This is a genomic window from Streptomyces sp. NPDC030893 (assembly GCF_055571535.1).
In genome coordinates, this window is sequence record NZ_JBVIFC010000007.1 from 188376 (window position 1) to 205491 (window position 17116).

At 71.4% G+C, this 17116-nt stretch carries 14 protein-coding genes and 1 pseudogene; 9 read left to right on the top strand and 6 right to left on the bottom strand.

The window, feature by feature from the left end:
• Positions 1-4 precede the first annotated feature (4 nt).
• The 7 genes from ACZ434_RS16450 to ACZ434_RS16480 all read left to right on the top strand — a co-directional run bounded on the left by ACZ434_RS16450 (position 5) and on the right by ACZ434_RS16480 (position 6792).
• Positions 5-418, top strand: a complete 414-nt coding sequence (locus ACZ434_RS16450; protein WP_004983056.1) for a roadblock/LC7 domain-containing protein — start codon at positions 5-7, stop codon at positions 416-418.
• A gap of 111 nt (positions 419-529) precedes the next feature.
• Positions 530-925 (top strand): DUF742 domain-containing protein, encoded by a 396-nt coding sequence (locus tag ACZ434_RS16455; RefSeq protein ID WP_004924977.1) that lies wholly within the window; start codon positions 530-532, stop codon positions 923-925.
• Positions 906-1496 carry a GTP-binding protein gene (locus tag ACZ434_RS16460; RefSeq protein WP_468456194.1) on the top strand — a complete coding sequence of 197 codons (591 nt, stop codon included), beginning with the start codon at positions 906-908 and terminating at the stop codon, positions 1494-1496. Before ACZ434_RS16455 ends, ACZ434_RS16460 begins: the two co-directional genes overlap by 20 nt.
• 385 nt (positions 1497-1881) lie before the next feature.
• Positions 1882-5139, top strand: a complete 3258-nt coding sequence (locus ACZ434_RS16465; protein ID WP_468456196.1) for a nitrate- and nitrite sensing domain-containing protein — start codon at positions 1882-1884, stop codon at positions 5137-5139.
• Positions 5140-5149: 10 nt separating this feature from the next.
• Positions 5150-5563: a roadblock/LC7 domain-containing protein gene (locus ACZ434_RS16470; protein WP_004983065.1), complete on the top strand. Its 414-nt coding sequence runs from the start codon at positions 5150-5152 to the stop codon at positions 5561-5563.
• A 94-nt stretch (positions 5564-5657) separates the two neighbouring features.
• Positions 5658-6230 (top strand): DUF742 domain-containing protein, encoded by a 573-nt coding sequence (locus ACZ434_RS16475; protein WP_468456198.1) that lies wholly within the window; start codon positions 5658-5660, stop codon positions 6228-6230.
• A complete protein-coding gene (locus tag ACZ434_RS16480; protein WP_009314218.1) occupies positions 6211-6792 on the top strand; it encodes a GTP-binding protein in 582 nt (193 codons plus the stop codon). Before ACZ434_RS16475 ends, ACZ434_RS16480 begins: the two co-directional genes overlap by 20 nt.
• Before the next feature lie 533 nt (positions 6793-7325).
• On the opposite strand, the gene ACZ434_RS16485 is transcribed toward ACZ434_RS16480, so the two are convergent.
• From ACZ434_RS16485 to ACZ434_RS16500, 4 genes and pseudogenes are all read right to left on the bottom strand, one after another.
• Positions 7326-7514, bottom strand: a complete 189-nt coding sequence (locus ACZ434_RS16485) for an acyl-CoA carboxylase subunit epsilon (RefSeq protein ID WP_468456200.1) — start codon at positions 7512-7514, stop codon at positions 7326-7328.
• A 15-nt stretch (positions 7515-7529) separates the two neighbouring features.
• Positions 7530-9113, bottom strand: coding sequence for an acyl-CoA carboxylase subunit beta (locus ACZ434_RS16490; RefSeq protein WP_468456202.1), 1584 nt, complete (start codon positions 9111-9113; stop codon positions 7530-7532).
• Between the two features lie 154 nt (positions 9114-9267).
• Positions 9268-9541 (bottom strand): annotated as a pseudogene (locus tag ACZ434_RS16495) (lyase); the annotation flags it as partial.
• A gap of 487 nt (positions 9542-10028) precedes the next feature.
• A complete protein-coding gene (locus tag ACZ434_RS16500; protein WP_468456204.1) occupies positions 10029-10889 on the bottom strand; it encodes an SDR family NAD(P)-dependent oxidoreductase in 861 nt (286 codons plus the stop codon).
• Positions 10890-11194: 305 nt separating this feature from the next.
• On the opposite strand from ACZ434_RS16500, the gene hpnR reads away from it, so the two are divergent.
• Both hpnR and ACZ434_RS16510 read left to right on the top strand, forming a co-directional pair.
• Positions 11195-12700, top strand: coding sequence for a hopanoid C-3 methylase HpnR (hpnR, locus tag ACZ434_RS16505; RefSeq protein ID WP_468456206.1), 1506 nt, complete (start codon positions 11195-11197; stop codon positions 12698-12700).
• Positions 12701-12928: 228 nt separating this feature from the next.
• Positions 12929-13537, top strand: coding sequence for a YceI family protein (locus ACZ434_RS16510; RefSeq protein WP_468456209.1), 609 nt, complete (start codon positions 12929-12931; stop codon positions 13535-13537).
• 382 nt (positions 13538-13919) lie between these two features.
• Here ACZ434_RS16510 and ACZ434_RS16515 read toward each other — a convergent pair whose 3' ends face one another.
• On the bottom strand, positions 13920-15281 hold the full coding sequence (locus tag ACZ434_RS16515; RefSeq protein ID WP_468456210.1) for a hypothetical protein: 1362 nt from the start codon (positions 15279-15281) through the stop codon (positions 13920-13922).
• 93 nt (positions 15282-15374) lie between these two features.
• Entirely contained in the window at positions 15375-16979 is a 1605-nt protein-coding gene (gene cimA, locus ACZ434_RS16520; RefSeq protein ID WP_468456212.1) for a citramalate synthase, read from the bottom strand.
• Between the last annotated feature and the right edge of the window lie 137 nt (positions 16980-17116).

Below are 17116 nucleotides of genomic sequence, written 5' to 3' on the forward strand. Positions count from 1 at the left end.
CCCGATGAGCCAGGCGGCACAGAACCTCAACTGGTTGATCACCAACTTCGTGGACAACACCCCCGGGGTGTCCCACACCGTCGTCGTGTCGGCCGACGGTCTCCTCCTGGCGCTCTCCGAGGGCTTCCCGCGCGACCGCGCGGACCAGCTCGCGGCCGTCGCTTCGGGACTGACCTCCCTGACGGCCGGCGCTTCCCGGATCTTCGAAGGCGGCAACGTCGCCCAGACGGTTGTCGAGATGGAACGAGGATTCCTCTTCCTCATGTCCGTCTCCGACGGGTCGTCCCTGGCCGTTCTCGCGCACCCCGAGTGCGACATCGGCCTCGTCGGCTACGAAATGGCGCTCCTGGTCGACCGCGCGGGGGCGGTCCTCACCCCGGACCTGCGCGCCGAACTACAGGGAAGTCTGCTCCACTGATCGGCCCCGGCACCACCCGTCTCACCAAATCACCGTCCGGCCGCCACATTCCCCCCACCGGCCCCGTCAGACGGCTTGACTGACCGACTTGCTGTCCCGCCCGGAGGATCCATGACCCCGCCCACCGCCTCTCATGATCCGTACGCGGAGCCGTACGAGGATGAGGGCGACCAGCCACTGGTCCGTCCCTATGCGATGACCGGTGGCCGGACCAGGCCGCGCTATCAGCTGGCCATCGAGGCACTGATCAGTACGACGGCCGACCCGGCAGCGCTCATGGGGCTCCTTCCGGAGCATCAGCGCATCTGCCACCTGTGCCGTGAGGTGAAGTCGGTCGCCGAGGTCTCGGCGCTGCTCAACATGCCCCTGGGTGTTGCCCGGATCCTGGTGGCCGACCTGGCGGAGGCGGGACTCGTCGCCGTCCACCAGCCGGGCGGCGACGAGACGACCGGCGCCCCGGACGTGACACTGCTCGAAAGGGTGCTCAGTGGACTTCGCAAGCTCTAGCGGCGGGGCGGTCTCCGACAGCCGTGCCACCACATCCGCGAAGATCGTGGTGGCGGGCGGCTTCGGCGTGGGCAAGACCACGTTCGTCGGCGCCGTCTCGGAGATCAACCCGCTGCGCACCGAGGCCGTGATGACCTCCGCCAGCGCGGGTATCGACGACCTCACCCACACCGGGGGCAAGACCACCACCACGGTGGCCATGGACTTCGGACGTATCACCCTGGACCAGGACCTGATCCTGTACCTGTTCGGTACGCCCGGTCAGGACCGCTTCTGGTTCATGTGGGACGACCTGGTACGCGGCGCCATCGGCGCGATCGTGCTGTGCGACACCCGCCGGCTGGCGGACTGCTTCCCCGCGGTGGACTACTTCGAGAACAGCGGGCTGCCGTTCGTGGTCGCCCTCAACGGCTTCGACGGCCAGCAGCCGTACTCGCCCGAGGAGGTGCGCGAGGCACTCCAGATCGGGCCCGACGCCCCGATCATCACGACGGACGCCCGGCACCGCGCGGATGCGAAGAGCGCGCTGATCACGCTGGTCGAACACGCTCTCATGGCACGTCTCAGGTAGACCCGGTAGACCCAATACGGAAGCGGCATACTGCGGTTGTCGTAGATGCACCGGTGCCGGCTGTGTCCTTTGACACGGCCGGCCCCGGTGTTCATAACGTTTCGGCAGAGGAATCGGGGGAGGCCGACACGCGACGCGGTCGCGCGGTACCGCTGCGCTCACGAACGGCCCGTCTTTTGCCGGAGCTCGCTCTGTATGACCGATTTATCTGGGACTTACATCACTCGAATTCCCCGCCTTCCCATGTTTGGAAGAGCGCTGGTCGGCATGCTGGAATGCCTGAACTGCCCCATAGTCAAAGACGTACTCAGCAGTCGATGGCATACCGGGCCCTGAGACACCGCGGCACGACGAAGGTGCCGACCGCCGGAAGGTTGTTGGTCGAGTGAGGCGAAGCAAGAACAGTCCCGAGCCGTCGGCCCGGGGCAACTTCACGCCGCCGCCGCGCACAGCGGCGCCCGCCCCCGTGCCCGGACCCGAAACCACGGCCGAGCCCGACCGGAGCGGGGGCCGTATGTCCCCGCGCAACTGGCGGGTGGCGACCAGGCTGAACGCGATCCTGCTCATACCCGTGCTGGTCGGCCTCGTCATGGGCGGCTTCCAGGTGAAGGGCTCGATCGACACCTGGAACGAGGCCGAGGACGCGGAGAGCACCGCGCGTCTGGTGCGTGCCTCCCTCACCTACGCCAGCGCCCTCTACCACGAGCGGGACGTCACTGCGGCACCGCTGCTCCAGGGCAAGGACGACGACGAGACCGTCACCAAGGCGCGTGCCGCGACCGACAAGGCGGCCGACGCCTTCGACGAGGCCGCGGGGAGCATGCCGTCCACGCCCGGACTGGAGCGCCGCCTGCGGCTGTTCCGGGAGGCCGAGCCGAAGCTGGCCGAGCTGCGCACCGCCGCGTACACCTCCAAGCTCAAGGGCGTGGAGACCGAAGAGGGTTACGTCGAGCTGGCCAACCCCCTGATGCAGTTCTCCAACGAACTCGGTCTGGGCACCGGCAACATCACCAGCTACGGCCGTACCGTCTACGCGATCTCGCTGACCAAGGCCGCCGTGTCGCTCCAGCGGTCCATCGGTATGCACATGCTGGTGAAGCCCGGCCCCACCGCCGGCCAGCTCGCCAGCCAGCGCGTCGCGCTCTCGTCCTACGCCTACCTCGAGGGCATCGCCATGCGCGAGTACATCGGCGGTGGCACCGAGGGCGACAAGGCCAAGCTGGAGCAGCTGGAGCAGGACATCCGGGCCGACGGCGCGGCCATGGCCAAGGAAGCCGCGGCGAACGACCCCGACTACGTCCCGCCGCCCGCGAACCCGGTCACGCTCGTCACCGAGCTGGCACGGCTCGACACCACGGACCCGTCCGGCCGCGCGGAGCTCGGCGGCCGGGGCGTCACCCCCGAGAACTGGTGGGCGGTGAACACCCTCAAGTTCGACGGCTACGGCCAGATCGAGTCGGACCTGGCCGACGGGGCGGTGAACGAGGCCGCCCAGATCGCCGACGACGCCCAGCGCGACGCGTTCATCACCGGTGCGGCCGTCGTGATCGCCCTGCTCGCCGCGTTCATCCTGGCCGGCATGGTGGCCCGCCAGATGAGCCGCTCGATGCGCCAGCTGCGCAACGCCGCGTTCGGCATCGCCGAGCAGCGTCTGCCGATGCTGGTCGACCAGCTCTCCCGGACCGACCCCGGCCGGGTCGACACCAAGGTCGCGCCGATCCCGATCTCCTCCACCGACGAGATCGGCGAGGTCGCCCGCGCCTTCGACCAGGTCCACCGCGAGGCCGTCCGGCTCGCCTCCGAGCAGGCGCTGCTGCGGGGCAACATCAACGCGATCTTCACCAACCTCTCGCGCCGCAACCAGTCGCTGATCGAGGGCCAGCTGACCCTGATCACCGACCTGGAGAACAACGAGGCCGACCCGGACCAGCTGGAGAACCTCTTCCGTCTGGACCACCTGGCCACCCGTATGCGCCGCAACGGCGAGAACCTGCTCGTCCTCGCCGGCGAGGAGCCCGGCCGCCGCTGGGACCAGCCGGTGCCGCTGGTCGACGTGCTGCGCGCCGCCTCCTCCGAGGTGGAGCAGTACGAGCGCATCGAGCTGTCCGGCGTTCCGGAGGCCGAGATCCACGGCCGCGCGGTGACCGACCTCGTGCACCTGCTCGCCGAGCTCCTGGAGAACGCCACCACGTTCTCCTCCCCGCAGACCAAGGTCCGTGTCACCGCGACCCGTCTCCCCGACGGCCGCGTGATGATCGAGATCCACGACAAGGGCATCGGCCTCACCGCAGAGGACTTCGCGGACATCAACCACAAGCTGGCCAACCCGCCGACCGTGGACGCCGCGATCTCGCAGCGCATGGGCCTGTTCGTGGTCGGCCGGCTGTCCGACCGGCACGGCATCCGGGTCCAGCTGCGCCCCTCGGGCGAGCAGGCGGGCACCACCTCGCTGGTCATGCTGCCGGACGCGATCACCCACGGTGGTGGCGGCGAACAGCAGCCGGCCCACGACGAGTTCACGGTCTCGCAGATCATCCCGGAGCAGAACTACCAGGGTGAGGACTTCAACCACCAGCCGCTGCGCACCGCCGCGGAGCTGGGCTTCGACGACAGCCGCTACGCGGAGGTCCCCGACGACATCCGTGACCTGGACCCCGTCGGCCGTTCGCTGATGCGCGAGGAGCGCCGGGCGGCCCTGGAGGCCCAGGCGCAGCCCGAGCTGACCGCCTCGAACGCCCAGGAGGCACCCGAGGCACCCGGCTACCAGGACGAGTTCGCCGGCCCGCAGGGCTACGACAACGGCCAGGGCTTCGACGGATTCCAGGAGCAGCCGCAGGGCAGCGCCGGCTACGGCCAGGCGTACGACAACGGGCAGCAGACGGCGTACGACGGTCAGCAGCAGCAGGCGTACGGCGAGGGCTACTACGCGCAGAACGGCCACCTGCCGCAGAACGACTCCTTCTCGTCCAACGGCGGTTACCCGGACGCCTCCTACGCGGAGCCGGCCCGGGGCGACCACACGGCGGCGGGCGCCCCCGCCTCCGACGGCTTCCCGTCCTTCGCGGACCGGCGCCGGGAGGACGACTGGCCGCAGCAGGACGGCTACCGGAACGGTCACCCGGACCAGTACCCTGCTCAGGCCCCGGATGCGGAACCCGCGCAGGCCGCTGACGTACGTGAGCAGGACAGCGTAGGCTTCGACCGTCCGGGACCGGCCGCCGCAGGGGGTCACGACCTGACCAACGCCGGGCTCCCCCGCCGCGGATCCACCGCGAGCGGAGTGAACGGCACGGGCGGCGCCCCGGGCGCCGGCCAGGAGCCGGCCTCCCCCGCGGAGAGCGACGGCGACAACGGCTGGCGTTCGGCGAACGACGAGCGCTGGCAGCAGGCCTCGTCGCTCCGCAAGCCCAAGGCGGGCGGAGTGACCTCCTCCGGTCTGCCGCGACGGGTCCCCAAGGCCAACCTGGTCCAGGGAGCCGCCGAAACCACCCCCCAGGGAGGCCCCCAGGTCTCCCGCGCCCCGGAAGACGTCCGGGGCAGGCTGAGCAACCTGCGCCGCGGCGTCCAAAAGGGCCGCAGCGCGGGCAGTGAAACGAACGGTCAGAGCTTCGGTTCTGACAGCACCTACAACCAGGAGCGTTAGTGTGAGCCCGATGAGCCAGGCGGCACAGAACCTGAACTGGTTGATCACCAACTTCGTGGACAACACCCCGGGGGTGTCCCACACCGTGGTGGTCTCCGCCGACGGACTCCTTCTGGCGATGTCCGAAGGGTTCCCCCGCGACCGGGCCGACCAGCTCGCGGCGGTCGCCTCCGGCCTGACGTCCCTGACGGCAGGCGCCTCCCGGATCTTCGAGGGCGGCAGCGTGAACCAGACGGTTGTGGAGATGGAGCGGGGATTCCTCTTCATCATGTCCATTTCCGACGGTTCGTCGCTCGCGGTTCTCGCACATCCGGAGGCGGACATCGGCCTCATTGGGTACGAGATGGCCCTTCTGGTCGATCGTGCCGGTACGGTCCTCACACCGGACCTTCGTGCGGAGCTCCAGGGGAGCCTTCTCAACTAAAGGACGAACGGTGCGGTTTGGCGTCCCGTGGCCGTAAGGTTTCGGGACGCGGCTCCACAGTGATGGGTGCCAGGCACAGTCGGAGGAGGAGAAAGTGGCAACACCCCCAGGCGGTTCGTCGTCGGGCAACTGGTCGTACGGCCCCGCACAGGGCCAGAACGACGGTGGCCAGAGCGGGTACGGCTACCCTTCCGCCCCGAACCACCGGCAGCCGTACGCGCCGCAGGGCCCGGGCCCCGCGCCGTACGACCAGCCGCACGCGCCGCGCATCCAGCCCGTGCAGCCGCAGCGTCGCACCCCGGAACCGTCGCCCGCCGGGGCGTCGAACAACCCCCTGGTGCGCCCGTACGCGATGACGGGCGGCCGCACCAGGCCGCGGTACCAGCTCGCCATCGAGGCGCTGGTGCACACCACCGCGCAGCCGCACCAGATGCAGGGCCAGCTGCCCGAGCATCAGCGGATCTGCAACCTCTGCCGGGAAATCAAGTCGGTGGCCGAGATCTCGGCCCTGCTGACCATCCCTCTCGGCGTGGCCAGGATCCTCGTCGCCGACTTGGCGGAGGCGGGACTGGTCGCCATCCATCAGCCCGGCGGCGACGAGAACGCCGGCGGCCAGCCAGACGTGACACTGCTCGAAAGGGTGCTCAGTGGACTTCGCAAGCTCTAGCGGCGGTCCTTCCCGCTCCACCACCTCGGCGAAGATCGTGGTGGCGGGTGGCTTCGGCGTGGGCAAGACCACGTTCGTCGGGGCCGTTTCGGAGATCAACCCGCTGCGCACGGAGGCCGTCATGACGTCTGCTTCGGCAGGCATCGACGACCTCACCCACACCGGGGACAAGACGACCACGACGGTCGCCATGGACTTCGGACGTATCACCCTGGACCAGGATCTGATCCTGTACCTGTTCGGTACGCCCGGTCAGGACCGGTTCTGGTTCATGTGGGACGACCTGGTGCGCGGCGCGATCGGCGCGATCGTGCTCGTCGACACGCGTCGTCTCGCCGACTGCTTCCCGGCGGTGGACTACTTCGAGAACAGCGGGCTGCCGTTCGTCATCGCGCTGAACGGGTTCGACGGGCAGCAGCCGTACAACCCGGACGAGGTGCGGGAGGCTCTGCAGATCGGTCCGGACACTCCGATCATCACGACGGACGCGCGGCATCGGGCCGATGCGAAGAGCGCGCTGATCACGCTGGTCGAGCACGCCCTGATGGCCCGCCTCCGCTGACGGCTACCGCCGACCTACGCCGCCCACCGGCGGCCGCCCCCACCCGCGGCCGGCCGCCCACCGCAGCCCACGGCTCCCTGCCCGCAGCCTGCGGCTCCTTGCCGCAGCCTGCGGGCAGTCGTGCCGCTGGGGCGGCACGGGTGGGCGCAGGCAGCACCTCGTAGCGCCGAGTTGCGCGGCGCCCTCCGGCCACGCGTCTGCGGGGTACCTGGTCGACGCCGGGTGCGGGGCGCGTCGTGGCCGGTCGCGCAGTTCCCCGCGCCCCTGAGGGGGCTGTGCAGTGCCCCCGCGGCCATTGAGCTGCCGGGGGCTGTTGCATACCGGGTGCCGGTCCGTGGGTGGCTGGTCGCGCAGTTCCCCGCGCCCCTGAGGGGGTTGTGCAGTCCCCCTGCCACGCGTCTGCGGGGTACCTGGTCGACGCCGGGTGCGGGGCGCGTCGTGGCCGGTCGCGCAGTTCCCCGCGCCCCTGAGGGGGTGTCATGAGTCAGGGCCCCTCCGTGTGGGAGGGGCCCTGGGGTCGTTGGTGGTGGGGGTCAGCGCCAGCTGTGGGGGGCGCGGAAGCCGTTCTCGCGTTCCAGGCGGCGCCACCCCGCCCGGGCGCGCCCCCGGTGGACCGCGGCCGGCGCCGGCGTCGCGGCCCGCGCCAGCAGGATCGCCGTGATCGCGGCGACCTCCTCCGGCTCCGCGTGACCCTTCTCGACACGGATGTCAGGTGTGCTCATGGGCGTGCGTCTCCCTTACTGCGGCGGGTTGCCGTGCTTGCGGGACGGCAGGTCGGCGTGCTTGGACTGCAGCATCGCCAGCGAACGGATCAGCACCTCACGCGTCTCCGCGGGGTCGATGACGTCGTCGACCAGACCCCGCTCGGCGGCGTAGTACGGGTGCATCAGCTCGGACTTGTACTCCTTGACCATGCGGGCCCGCATCGCCTCGGGGTCCTCCGCCTCGGCGATCTGCCGGCGGAAGATGACGTTGGCCGCGCCCTCCGCGCCCATCACGGCGATCTCGTTGGTCGGCCAGGCGTAGGTGAGGTCGGCGCCGATGGACTGGGAGTCCATGACGATGTACGCGCCGCCGTACGCCTTGCGCAGGATCAGGGAGATGCGGGGCACCGTGGCGTTGCAGTAGGCGTAGAGCAGCTTCGCGCCGTGCCGGATGATGCCGCCGTGCTCCTGGTCGACGCCCGGGAGGAAGCCGGGGACGTCCAGGAAGGTGAGGATCGGGATGTTGAAGGCGTCGCACATCTGGACGAAGCGGGCGGCCTTCTCGGACGCCTCGATGTCCAGCACACCGGCCAGCGACTGCGGCTGGTTGGCGACGATGCCGACGACCTGGCCGTCCATCCGGGCCAGCGCGCAGATGATGTTCCGCGCCCAGCGCTCGTGGACCTCCAGGTACTCGCCGTCGTCGACGATCTCCTCGATGACCTTGGCCATGTCGTACGGCCGGTTGCCGTCGGCCGGGACCAGGTCCAGCAGGACCTCGCCGCGGCGGTCGGCGGCGTCGGCGCTCTCCGCGCGCGGCGGGTTCTCCCGGTTGTTCTGCGGGAGCAGCGACAGGAGGTAGCGCACCTCGTGGATGCACGTCTCCTCGTCGTCGTAGGCGAAGTGGCAGACGCCGGAGGTCTCGGCGTGCACGTCCGCGCCGCCCAGGCCGTTCTGGGTGATCTCCTCGCCGGTGACGGCCTTGACCACGTCCGGGCCGGTGATGAACATCTGCGAGGTGTCGCGGACCATGAACACGAAGTCGGTGAGGGCGGGGCTGTAGGCCGCGCCGCCCGCGCAGGGGCCGAGCATCACGCTGATCTGCGGGATGACGCCGGAGGCCTTGGTGTTGCGCTGGAAGATGCCGCCGTACCCGGCGAGGGCGGAGACGCCCTCCTGGATGCGCGCGCCGGCGCCGTCGTTCAGCGAGACCAGGGGCGCGCCCGCCGCGATGGCCATGTCCATGATCTTGTGGATCTTGGTGGCGTGGGCCTCGCCCAGTGCGCCGCCGAAGATCCGGAAGTCGTGGGCGTAGACGAAGACCGTACGGCCCTCGACCGTGCCCCAGCCGGTGAGGACACCGTCGGTGTAGGGCTTCTTCTCCTCCAGACCGAACCCGGTGGCCCGGTGCCGGCGCAGCTGCTCGACCTCGCGGAAGGAGCCGGGGTCCAGCAGGAGTTCGATGCGCTCCCGCGCGGTCAGCTTGCCCTTGGCGTGCTGCGCCCGGGTCGCCTTCTCGCTCGGTCCGGCCAGTGCCTGGGCACGGATCTCGTGCAGTTCGGCCACGCGTCCGCGCGCGTCGGTCGGCTCACCCGGCGCCTCATCCAAAACGGTCATGTAGTGACCTTACGAAGCACACCGGCGAATGCGAGCCGTCGACTCCTCACAGTCTCCGGCGCGTTTTCCTGGTACCACTGAACAGAACCATGGCGACATGCAGGCGTTCCGACTGCTCAGAGCGCTTCCGGCTTGTAGGGGTCGCACAAAGACGTCATCTGAGAGCCACCTCACATTCATGGGTAGCGCATGCCTCCCCCGGAGTGACGCGCAGCCGTAGCCGGGGGCCGGCGGCCAGGATCTCCACGGAGTCCGGGGCCCTCAGCACCGTGCGCACCGGGTGATCCCAGACGATCTCCACCGGTTCACCCGTTCGGGTCGGCTCGCTCACGCAGAGGGTAGCGGTACGGCCGCGGCCGGAAGCAGGCGGCCGTGAGGCCGAGGGAAGGGACGGAGACGGCCTGGCGGGCTGGGTCGTCGGCGAGGATCCAGGGATGCCCGACTCCCCCGGGTTGCGGGCGTCGAGGTGGAGCCGGGGCCCTTGAGGTGCCGGCCGGTCGCCGCGTACTCGCCGTCAGTGGTGCCGCCGACCCAGCGCACGTCGGATTGTGCGGTCGCCGGCCATGGCGATGCTCGGGCCACGGTGGGGGGCCGTCGCTCCGGAAGGTTTCCGCCCCCGCCGCGCCTTCCCGCCGCGGCCCCGGGGGCTGTTCCCCCGGTCCCCCTTCGGTCCTGCGGGGACGCGCTGCGCCGGGCCGCGCGAAACAGCGTCAGGCAGGACACGGCGTGGAGTGCCCGCCTGTGCCACCCCGCACCGGCCAGCGCCATCTTGCGCGTCATGCGCACGCCAAGGGCAGCCGCCCCGGGGGCTCTGGACGAGGCACGGACGGGCGCCGCGGCGGACGGACCGGAACAGGCCCGGCACGACACGGCGCGGGGCTGCCCGTCCGTCCCGCCGACGCCGGGCGTCGGAGGTCAGCCGAAGCGGTTGAGGAGTCGGCGGTAGAGGTTGGGGGTGAGAGCGCGGACGCGGGGCGGGAGGGTGAGCCAGGTGGGGACGTAGGTGTCGTCGCGGGCGCGGGAGACGGCGTCCCAGACGGCGGCCGCGACCCGGCCGGGCGAGGTGGGGCGGGGGTGGGCGCGGTGGTAGGGCCTGCCGCGGCGGGCGAAGAAGCCCGTCTCGACGGGCCCGGGCACGACGAGGCTCACCCCCACGCCCGTGCCGCGCAGTTCCTGCCGCAGCGCCTCGGCGAACGCGGCGAGCCCCGCCTTGGCCGCCGAGTACACCGCTTCCTCCCGCACGCCGACGGCACCGGCCACGGAGCCGACGAGTACCACCCGGCCCCGGCCTGCGGCCACCATCGCGGGCAGCACCTCCCGTACGAGATGCAGCGTGGCGTTGAGGTCCAGGAAGAGCACGCGGTCGATGTCGGTGTGCGGCATGGTCAGGAACGGGCCCGCCCAGCCGATGCCCGCCCCGGCGACCAGCACGTCGATCCGGCCGCTCTCCCGGAGCGCGGCCTCCGCGAGCAGCCTCGCCCCGTCCGGGGCGGCGAGGTCGGCGGGCAGGAGGACCGCCGAGGTGCCGGACGCCGTTTCCTCCAGCCGGCGCCGGTCGCGTCCGCTGAGCAGCAGCTGCCAGCCGCCGGCGGCGAAGCGCCGCGCGGTGGCCGCGCCGATGCCGGAGGACGCGCCGGTGACGAGGACGACGGGCCGGTCCGTGCGCGGCCGCCCGTGGCCGCGGGGCGCCGCGCGGGCGGAGGCGGCGGCCGGGGCGGCACCGCGATCCGGGTCCGCCGGGGGGTCGTAGGTGGAACCGGATCCGGTGGTGGTCACGAGTCGGTCTCCCAGTGGCTGTCGCTGCGGGTCCGCATCCAGGACACCTCCGGTGGGGCGGACCGCGCCAGCGCTGGAGTCCGTTCGCCCGCCCCGGCGGCGCCCGGACGACGCGGGCCGTTCCCCGGCCCGCGGCCGTAGCGCGCGGCTCCCCGGGCCCGCATGCGACGCGCCGCGGGACCACTCCTGCGTGCGCGGCGTGCGGCCATCCGGGCGTACGGGGCGTACGGCGTGCGGTCGGCCGGGTTACGAAGAAGGCACCCTTCCGTATCCGGTCCGTCCGACCCCCGTGACGAGGTCACCCCATGCGTCTGCTGCTCGTCCATCCCAGCGCCCTCATGTACTCCGAGATCTTCCTCCGGCTGGAACCCCTGGGCCTGGAGCGGGTGGCGGGCGCCGCCCGGGAGGCGGGTCACCAGGTCCGGGTCGTCGATCTCCAGGTGCTCGGCGTCCGGCGGCTGCGCGACGAGGTGCGGTCCTTCCGGCCGGAGGCCCTCGGCATCTCGCTGAACTACCTGGCGAACATTCCCGAGGCGATCGCGCTGGCCAAGCGGGTGAAGGAGGAGGTGCCGGGCTGCTTCGTCTTCCTCGGCGGGCACAGCGTCTCCTTCGTGGCCGAGGAGGTGATCGCACAGGCGGCGGGCGCGGTCGACGCGGTGGTGCGCGGGGAGGGCGAGCCGGCCGTCGCGCCGCTGCTGGAGGCGGTGCGCGACGGCGGGGTGGAGGGCGTGCCGGGCGTCGTCACCGCGTCCGGACGCGGCCCCGCGCCGCTGATGCTGCACAGCATCGACGGACCGCTTCCGGCCCGGGACCTGATGCGCAACCGCCGCCGCTACTTCATCGGCGAGCTGGATCCGTGCGCCTCGATCGAGTTCACCCGCGGCTGTCCCTGGGACTGCTCGTTCTGTTCGGCGTGGACGTTCTACGGCCGCAGCTACCGCAAGGCCTCGCCCGAGGCGGCGGCGGAGGACCTGGCGAGGATCCGCGAGCCGAACGTGTTCATCGTGGACGACGTGGCGTTCATCCGGCCCGAGCACGGCAACGCCATCGCCGCCGAGGTGGAGCGGCGCGGCATCCGCAAGCAGTACTACCTGGAGACCCGCTCCGACGTGCTGCTGCGCCATCCGGAGGTGTTCGAGCGGTGGGCGCGGCTGGGGCTGCGCTACATGTTCCTCGGGATGGAGGCGATCGACGCCGAGGGTCTCGACCTGTACCGCAAGCGGGTCAGTCCCGACGAGAACCTGAAGGCGCTGGAGACCGCCCGCCGGCTGGGCATCCGGGTCGCCATCAACCTGATCGTGGACCCGGCGTGGGACGAGGAGCGCTTCCGTGTGGTGCGGGAGTTCGCGATGGCCGTGCCGGAGATCGTCCACTTCACCGTGATGACGCCGTACCCGGGTACGGAGATCTGGCACACCGAGTCGCGCCGGCTCACCACCCTGGACTACCGCCTGTTCGACATCCAGCACGCGGTGGTGCCCACGAAGCTGCCGCTGCCGCGGTTCTACGAGGAGCTGGTGCGCACGCAGGCGGTCATCAACCGCAAGCACCTGGGGATGCGCACGGCGTTCGGCGCAGCGCGGGTGCTCGCCCGCAACCTGGCGCACGGGCAGACGAACTTCGCCCGCATGCTGTGGAAGTTCAACCAGGTGTACAACCCGCGCCGGCAGCTGGCCGACCACGCGCGGCCGGTGCGCTACGAGCTGCCGCTCCCGAAGCGTCTCGACGTCGGTGACCGGCGCGCGCTGTACGTGCACACGCGGGACGCGGCCCGGGACCCGTCGGCCCGCTCCCGCTCGCCGAGGGCGTAGCCGGGCCGGCCCGTGCGGTGTGCCGCCGGTGCGGCCGGGAACCCGGGCCGCACGGCACCGCGCGCGGGACGAGGCGGTTCCGGCGCGGCGCGGGGACGTCTTTCAGGCGATTCAGGGACCCGATCGCGACACCCCCTCCAAAGATGTTGAACTTTGAAGGGAATGGGTCTACGGTGGGTCTTGTTCAGTTAGTTGAACATTCAACGGCAACTCCCCAGGAGGAACACCATGGGCATCTTCGGCCGCAAGAACGACGAGACCGCCACCGCGACCACCCCCGCCGCGGTGAACCCGGACCTGGCCGCGGTGACCGGCGAGTACGAGATCGACCCGGCGCACACCACGATCGGCTTCGTCGCCCGCCACGCGATGGTCACCAACGTCAAGGGCAGCTTCCAGGACTTCACCGGCACGCTGCACCTCGACGGCTCCGACCCGTCCAAGTCCACGGCCACCATCGACGTGGTGATGGAGAGCATCGACACGGGCAACGCCGACCGTGACGGCCACCTGAAGAGCTCGGACTTCTTCAAGATCGAGGAGTTCCCGACGATGACCTTCCGCACCACCAAGGCGGAGGCCCTCGGCGGCGACGACTACCGCATCACCGGTGACCTGACGGTCCTGGGCACCACGAAGCAGCTCAGCATCGACCTGGAGTTCAACGGCGCGGCGACCGACCCCTTCGGCAACCAGCGCGTCGGCTTCGAGGGCAAGGCGGAGATCCTGCGCTCCGAGTGGGGCCTGACGTGGAACGCGGCGCTGGAGACGGGCGGCGTTCTGGTCTCCGACAAGATCAAGCTGAACTTCGACATCTCGGCGATCCGCAAGGCCTGACGCCGGCCCGGGCACCCCACGCGGGTGCCACCCCTGAGCGCGCCCGCCACCCCGCAAGGGGTGGGCGGGCGCTCGGCGTTTCCGGGGCCCCGCCCGCCCGGAACGTCCCGCGCGGGCGGGGGATCGACTGGATGCCGTCCGCCCCGGCCGAACTGCGGTACGACCACGCCTGCGGCCCGGACCGGGACGGGCGGTGGCGCGGGTGGGTCACGGTCGCCGTGGACGCGGAGGCCCTGCTCCGGCTGGGACTGCGCACCGGCCCGGCCGGCACCCCGGAGGCCGGCGACGCCTCGCCGCCGGCCTGGTGGCACGCCGCCGGGGAGCGGTACGCGGTGGAACGCGGATGGCCGGTGCGGAACGGCCCGGTGGAGGGACCCGCCGCTCAGAAGCCCCCGCCGAAGTCGCCACCGCCGCCGAAACCGCCGCCGCCGAAGTCCCCACCGCCGAAACCGCCACCGAAGTCCCCGCCGAAGTCCCCGCCGTCGAAGTCGGCCCCGGAGACGTCGCCGCCGCCGTAACCGCCGAAGTCGCCGTAGCCGGCGCCGTAGTCGGCCGCGTAGCCGGGGCCGGCCATCATGCCGCCGAGCATGGTGCCGACGAGCAGGCCGGGCAGGAGACCGCCGCCGAAGTAGCCGCCGGCCCAGGGGCCGTAAGCGGGACCCGCCTCCCAGTAGGGGCGGCGGCCGTACTCGGTGTCGACCTCGCGCACGGCCGGGCCGACGCCGTCGGCGAGCCGTGCCCGGTCGGCCGCGCACACCGGGACCCGGCGCTCGGCACCGCCGGGCGGCGTCCAGGTGGCGTCGGCGACCGAGGGCCCGTGCCGCGGGTCGAAGAAGCAGGGCGGGCGGCGCTCGGGCAGCGGGCGCCCGTCGCGGCGGGCGTCGAGCCGGGCCAGGGCGAAGCGGCCGTCCTCCACGGCCTTGGTGACGGCCCGCACGTCCTCCGGCTTCCGGGCCGCGGCCATGTGCGACTTGGCCTGCTCGTAGGCGTCCAGCGCGTGCGCGTAGTCCCCGCGCATCGCGTCGTCCGCGCCCGGCTCGCCCGGGTGGAAGTCCAGCCGGTCGAGTTCCTCGCCGAACGCGGTGATGTCCTCGTCGACCACCACCCGCAGCTTCTCCAGCGCGGCCCGCTGCTCCTCCTCGTGGCGGCGCCGGTTGCGGCGGGTCACGGCGTACACGCCCGCGCCGCCTGCCGCCAGCAGCGCGCCGACGGTGATCAGCCCGCCGACCGGCACCTCACCGGACCCCTCGCTCCAGGAGTCCGGCGCACCGCCGCCGGTGTTGCGCAGCGCGCTGTCGACGAAGTCGTTGAGCTGGGCCTTGGCGTCCCCGGCGCCCTGCACGGACGCGACCAGGTTCCGCACACCCTGCCGGCTCAGCACGCTGCTGTCGGCGCGGGCGTCGAACTCGTCGCCGAGCCGGACGCCGTACAGACCGGTCACGCCGGTCTCGGTGCGCAGGTTCCCGAAGAGGTTCTGGGTGGGGTAGTCCGCCGGGAGGACCGCGATGAAGATCGGTGCGTCCGCGTCCTCGATCTTGTCGGCCAGCGCCTCGGCGTCCGAGGGCGCGAGGATGTCCTCGGCCTCCGGATCGACGTAGACGGGGCTCTGGCGGAGTTCCTCGGCGATCACCGAGATGTCCGTGGCCGCCTGCGCCCCCGGCGCACCGGCCATCAGGACCGCCAGAGCGGCGGCCACCGGCACGATCAGCAGGCGTACGAAAGTACGCGTCAGCGCGGCCTTCATACCTACGAAGTTACCCGAACAGCCTAAAAACAGACATTCGGACCGGCAGGGATTTCGATGCCGCCACCCCTGCCGGGTCCGGACGAGCCGCTCCTACGCGGCCGGTTCCACGCCGGCCCGCAGCAGCCCGTACGTGTACGCGTCCTCCAGCGCCTGCCAGGACGCGGCGATGACGTTGTCCGCGACGCCCACCGTCGACCACTCCCCCGCCCCGTCGGAGGTGGAGATGAGGACCCGGGTGGTGGACTGCGTGCCGTGCTTGCCCTCGAGGATGCGGACCTTGTAGTCGACCAGCTCCAGCTTGGCCAGCTGGGGGTAGATCTTCTCCAGGGCGACCCGCAGCGCGCGGTCCAGGGCGTTGACCGGGCCGTTGCCCTCGGCGGTGGCGACGATGCGCTCGCTCTTGGCCCACAGCTTGACGGTGGCCTCGTTGGCGTGGCTGCCGTCGGGACGGTCCTCCACGATCGCGCGCCAGGACTCGACGCCGAAGTACTTCAGCGGCCTGCCCTCGGCCTCCGCGCGCAGCAGCAGCTCGAAGCTCGCGTCGGCGGCCTCGTAGGTGTAGCCCTTGAGCTCGCGCTCCTTGACCCGCTCGACGACCCGGCCGACCAGTTCGCGGTCGCCGCCGAGGTCGATGCCGAGCTCCTTGCCCTTGAGCTCGATGGAGGCGCGGCCGGCCATGTCGGAGACCAGCATCCGCATGGTGTTGCCGACCTGCTCGGGGTCGATGTGCTGGTACAGGTCCGGATCGACCTTGATCGCGGAGGCGTGCAGGCCCGCCTTGTGCGCGAACGCGGAGACACCGACGTACGGCTGGTGGGTGGAGGGGGTGAGGTTCACGACCTCGGCGATGGCGTGCGAGATACGGGTCATCTCGCGCAGCCGGCCCTCGGGGAGGACCTTCCTGCCGTACTTGAGCTCCAGGGCCGCCACGACCGGGAACAGGTTGGCGTTGCCGACCCGTTCGCCGTAGCCGTTGGCGGTGCACTGCACGTGGGTGGCGCCCGCGTCGACGGCGGCGAGGGTGTTGGCGACGGCGCAGCCGGTGTCGTCCTGGGCGTGGATGCCGAGCCGGGCGCCGGTGTCGGCGAGCACGGTGGCGACCACGGCCTGGATCCGGGCGGGGAGCATGCCGCCGTTGGTGTCGCACAGGACGACGACGTCGGCGCCGGCCTCGGAGGCGGTGCGGACGACCGACTTGGCGTACTCGGGGTTGGCGCGGTAGCCGTCGAAGAAGTGCTCGCAGTCGACGAACACCCGGCGGCCCTGCGCCTTGAGGTGGGCGACCGTGTCGCGGACCATCGCGAGGTTCTCGTCGAGGGTGGTGCGCAGGGCGAGCTCGACATGCCGGTCGTGGGACTTCGCGACCAGCGTGATCACCTGCGCGCCGGAGTCGAGCAGCGCCTTGACCTGCGGGTCCTGGTCGGCTGTGGTGCCGGCGCGGCGCGTGGCGCCGAAGGCGACCAGCTCCGCGTGCCGGAACTCGATCTCCTGCTGGGCGCGGGCGAAGAACTCGGTGTCCCGCGGGTTCGCCCCGGGCCAGCCGCCCTCGATGAACCCCACGCCGAACTCGTCCAGGTGCCGTGCGATGGCCAGCTTGTCGGCGACGGTGAGGTTGATGCCCTCGCGCTGGGCGCCGTCGCGCAGGGTGGTGTCGAAGACGTGGAACGAGTCGTCGGGTCGGCTGGTTGCGGTCATGGTCTGAAGGCTCCTGATATTGATCTCGGTCTACCGGAATGACCGGTTCCACCGTTCTCCCATGGTCCCTCACGCCCGTCCCCCGGCTGCGGTTGGGCCAGGAAACAGAAAAACCTCTCGCGGGTGCGAGAGGTCTG

What these genes read in the sequence shown, in the direction of transcription:
- ACZ434_RS16450 (WP_004983056.1), top strand. Translation starts at nt 5, where the DNA reads ATGAGCCAGGCGGCACAGAACCTCAACTGGTTGATCACCAACTTCGTG.
- ACZ434_RS16455 (WP_004924977.1), top strand. Translation starts at nt 530, where the DNA reads ATGACCCCGCCCACCGCCTCTCATGATCCGTACGCGGAGCCGTACGAG.
- ACZ434_RS16470 (WP_004983065.1), top strand. Translation starts at nt 5,150, where the DNA reads ATGAGCCAGGCGGCACAGAACCTGAACTGGTTGATCACCAACTTCGTG.
- ACZ434_RS16485 (WP_468456200.1), bottom strand. Translation starts at nt 7,514, where the DNA reads ATGAGCACACCTGACATCCGTGTCGAGAAGGGTCACGCGGAGCCGGAG.
- ACZ434_RS16490 (WP_468456202.1), bottom strand. Translation starts at nt 9,113, where the DNA reads ATGACCGTTTTGGATGAGGCGCCGGGTGAGCCGACCGACGCGCGCGGA.
- hpnR (WP_468456206.1), top strand. Translation starts at nt 11,195, where the DNA reads ATGCGTCTGCTGCTCGTCCATCCCAGCGCCCTCATGTACTCCGAGATC.
- ACZ434_RS16510 (WP_468456209.1), top strand. Translation starts at nt 12,929, where the DNA reads ATGGGCATCTTCGGCCGCAAGAACGACGAGACCGCCACCGCGACCACC.
- ACZ434_RS16515 (WP_468456210.1), bottom strand. Translation starts at nt 15,281, where the DNA reads ATGAAGGCCGCGCTGACGCGTACTTTCGTACGCCTGCTGATCGTGCCG.
- cimA (WP_468456212.1), bottom strand. Translation starts at nt 16,979, where the DNA reads ATGACCGCAACCAGCCGACCCGACGACTCGTTCCACGTCTTCGACACC.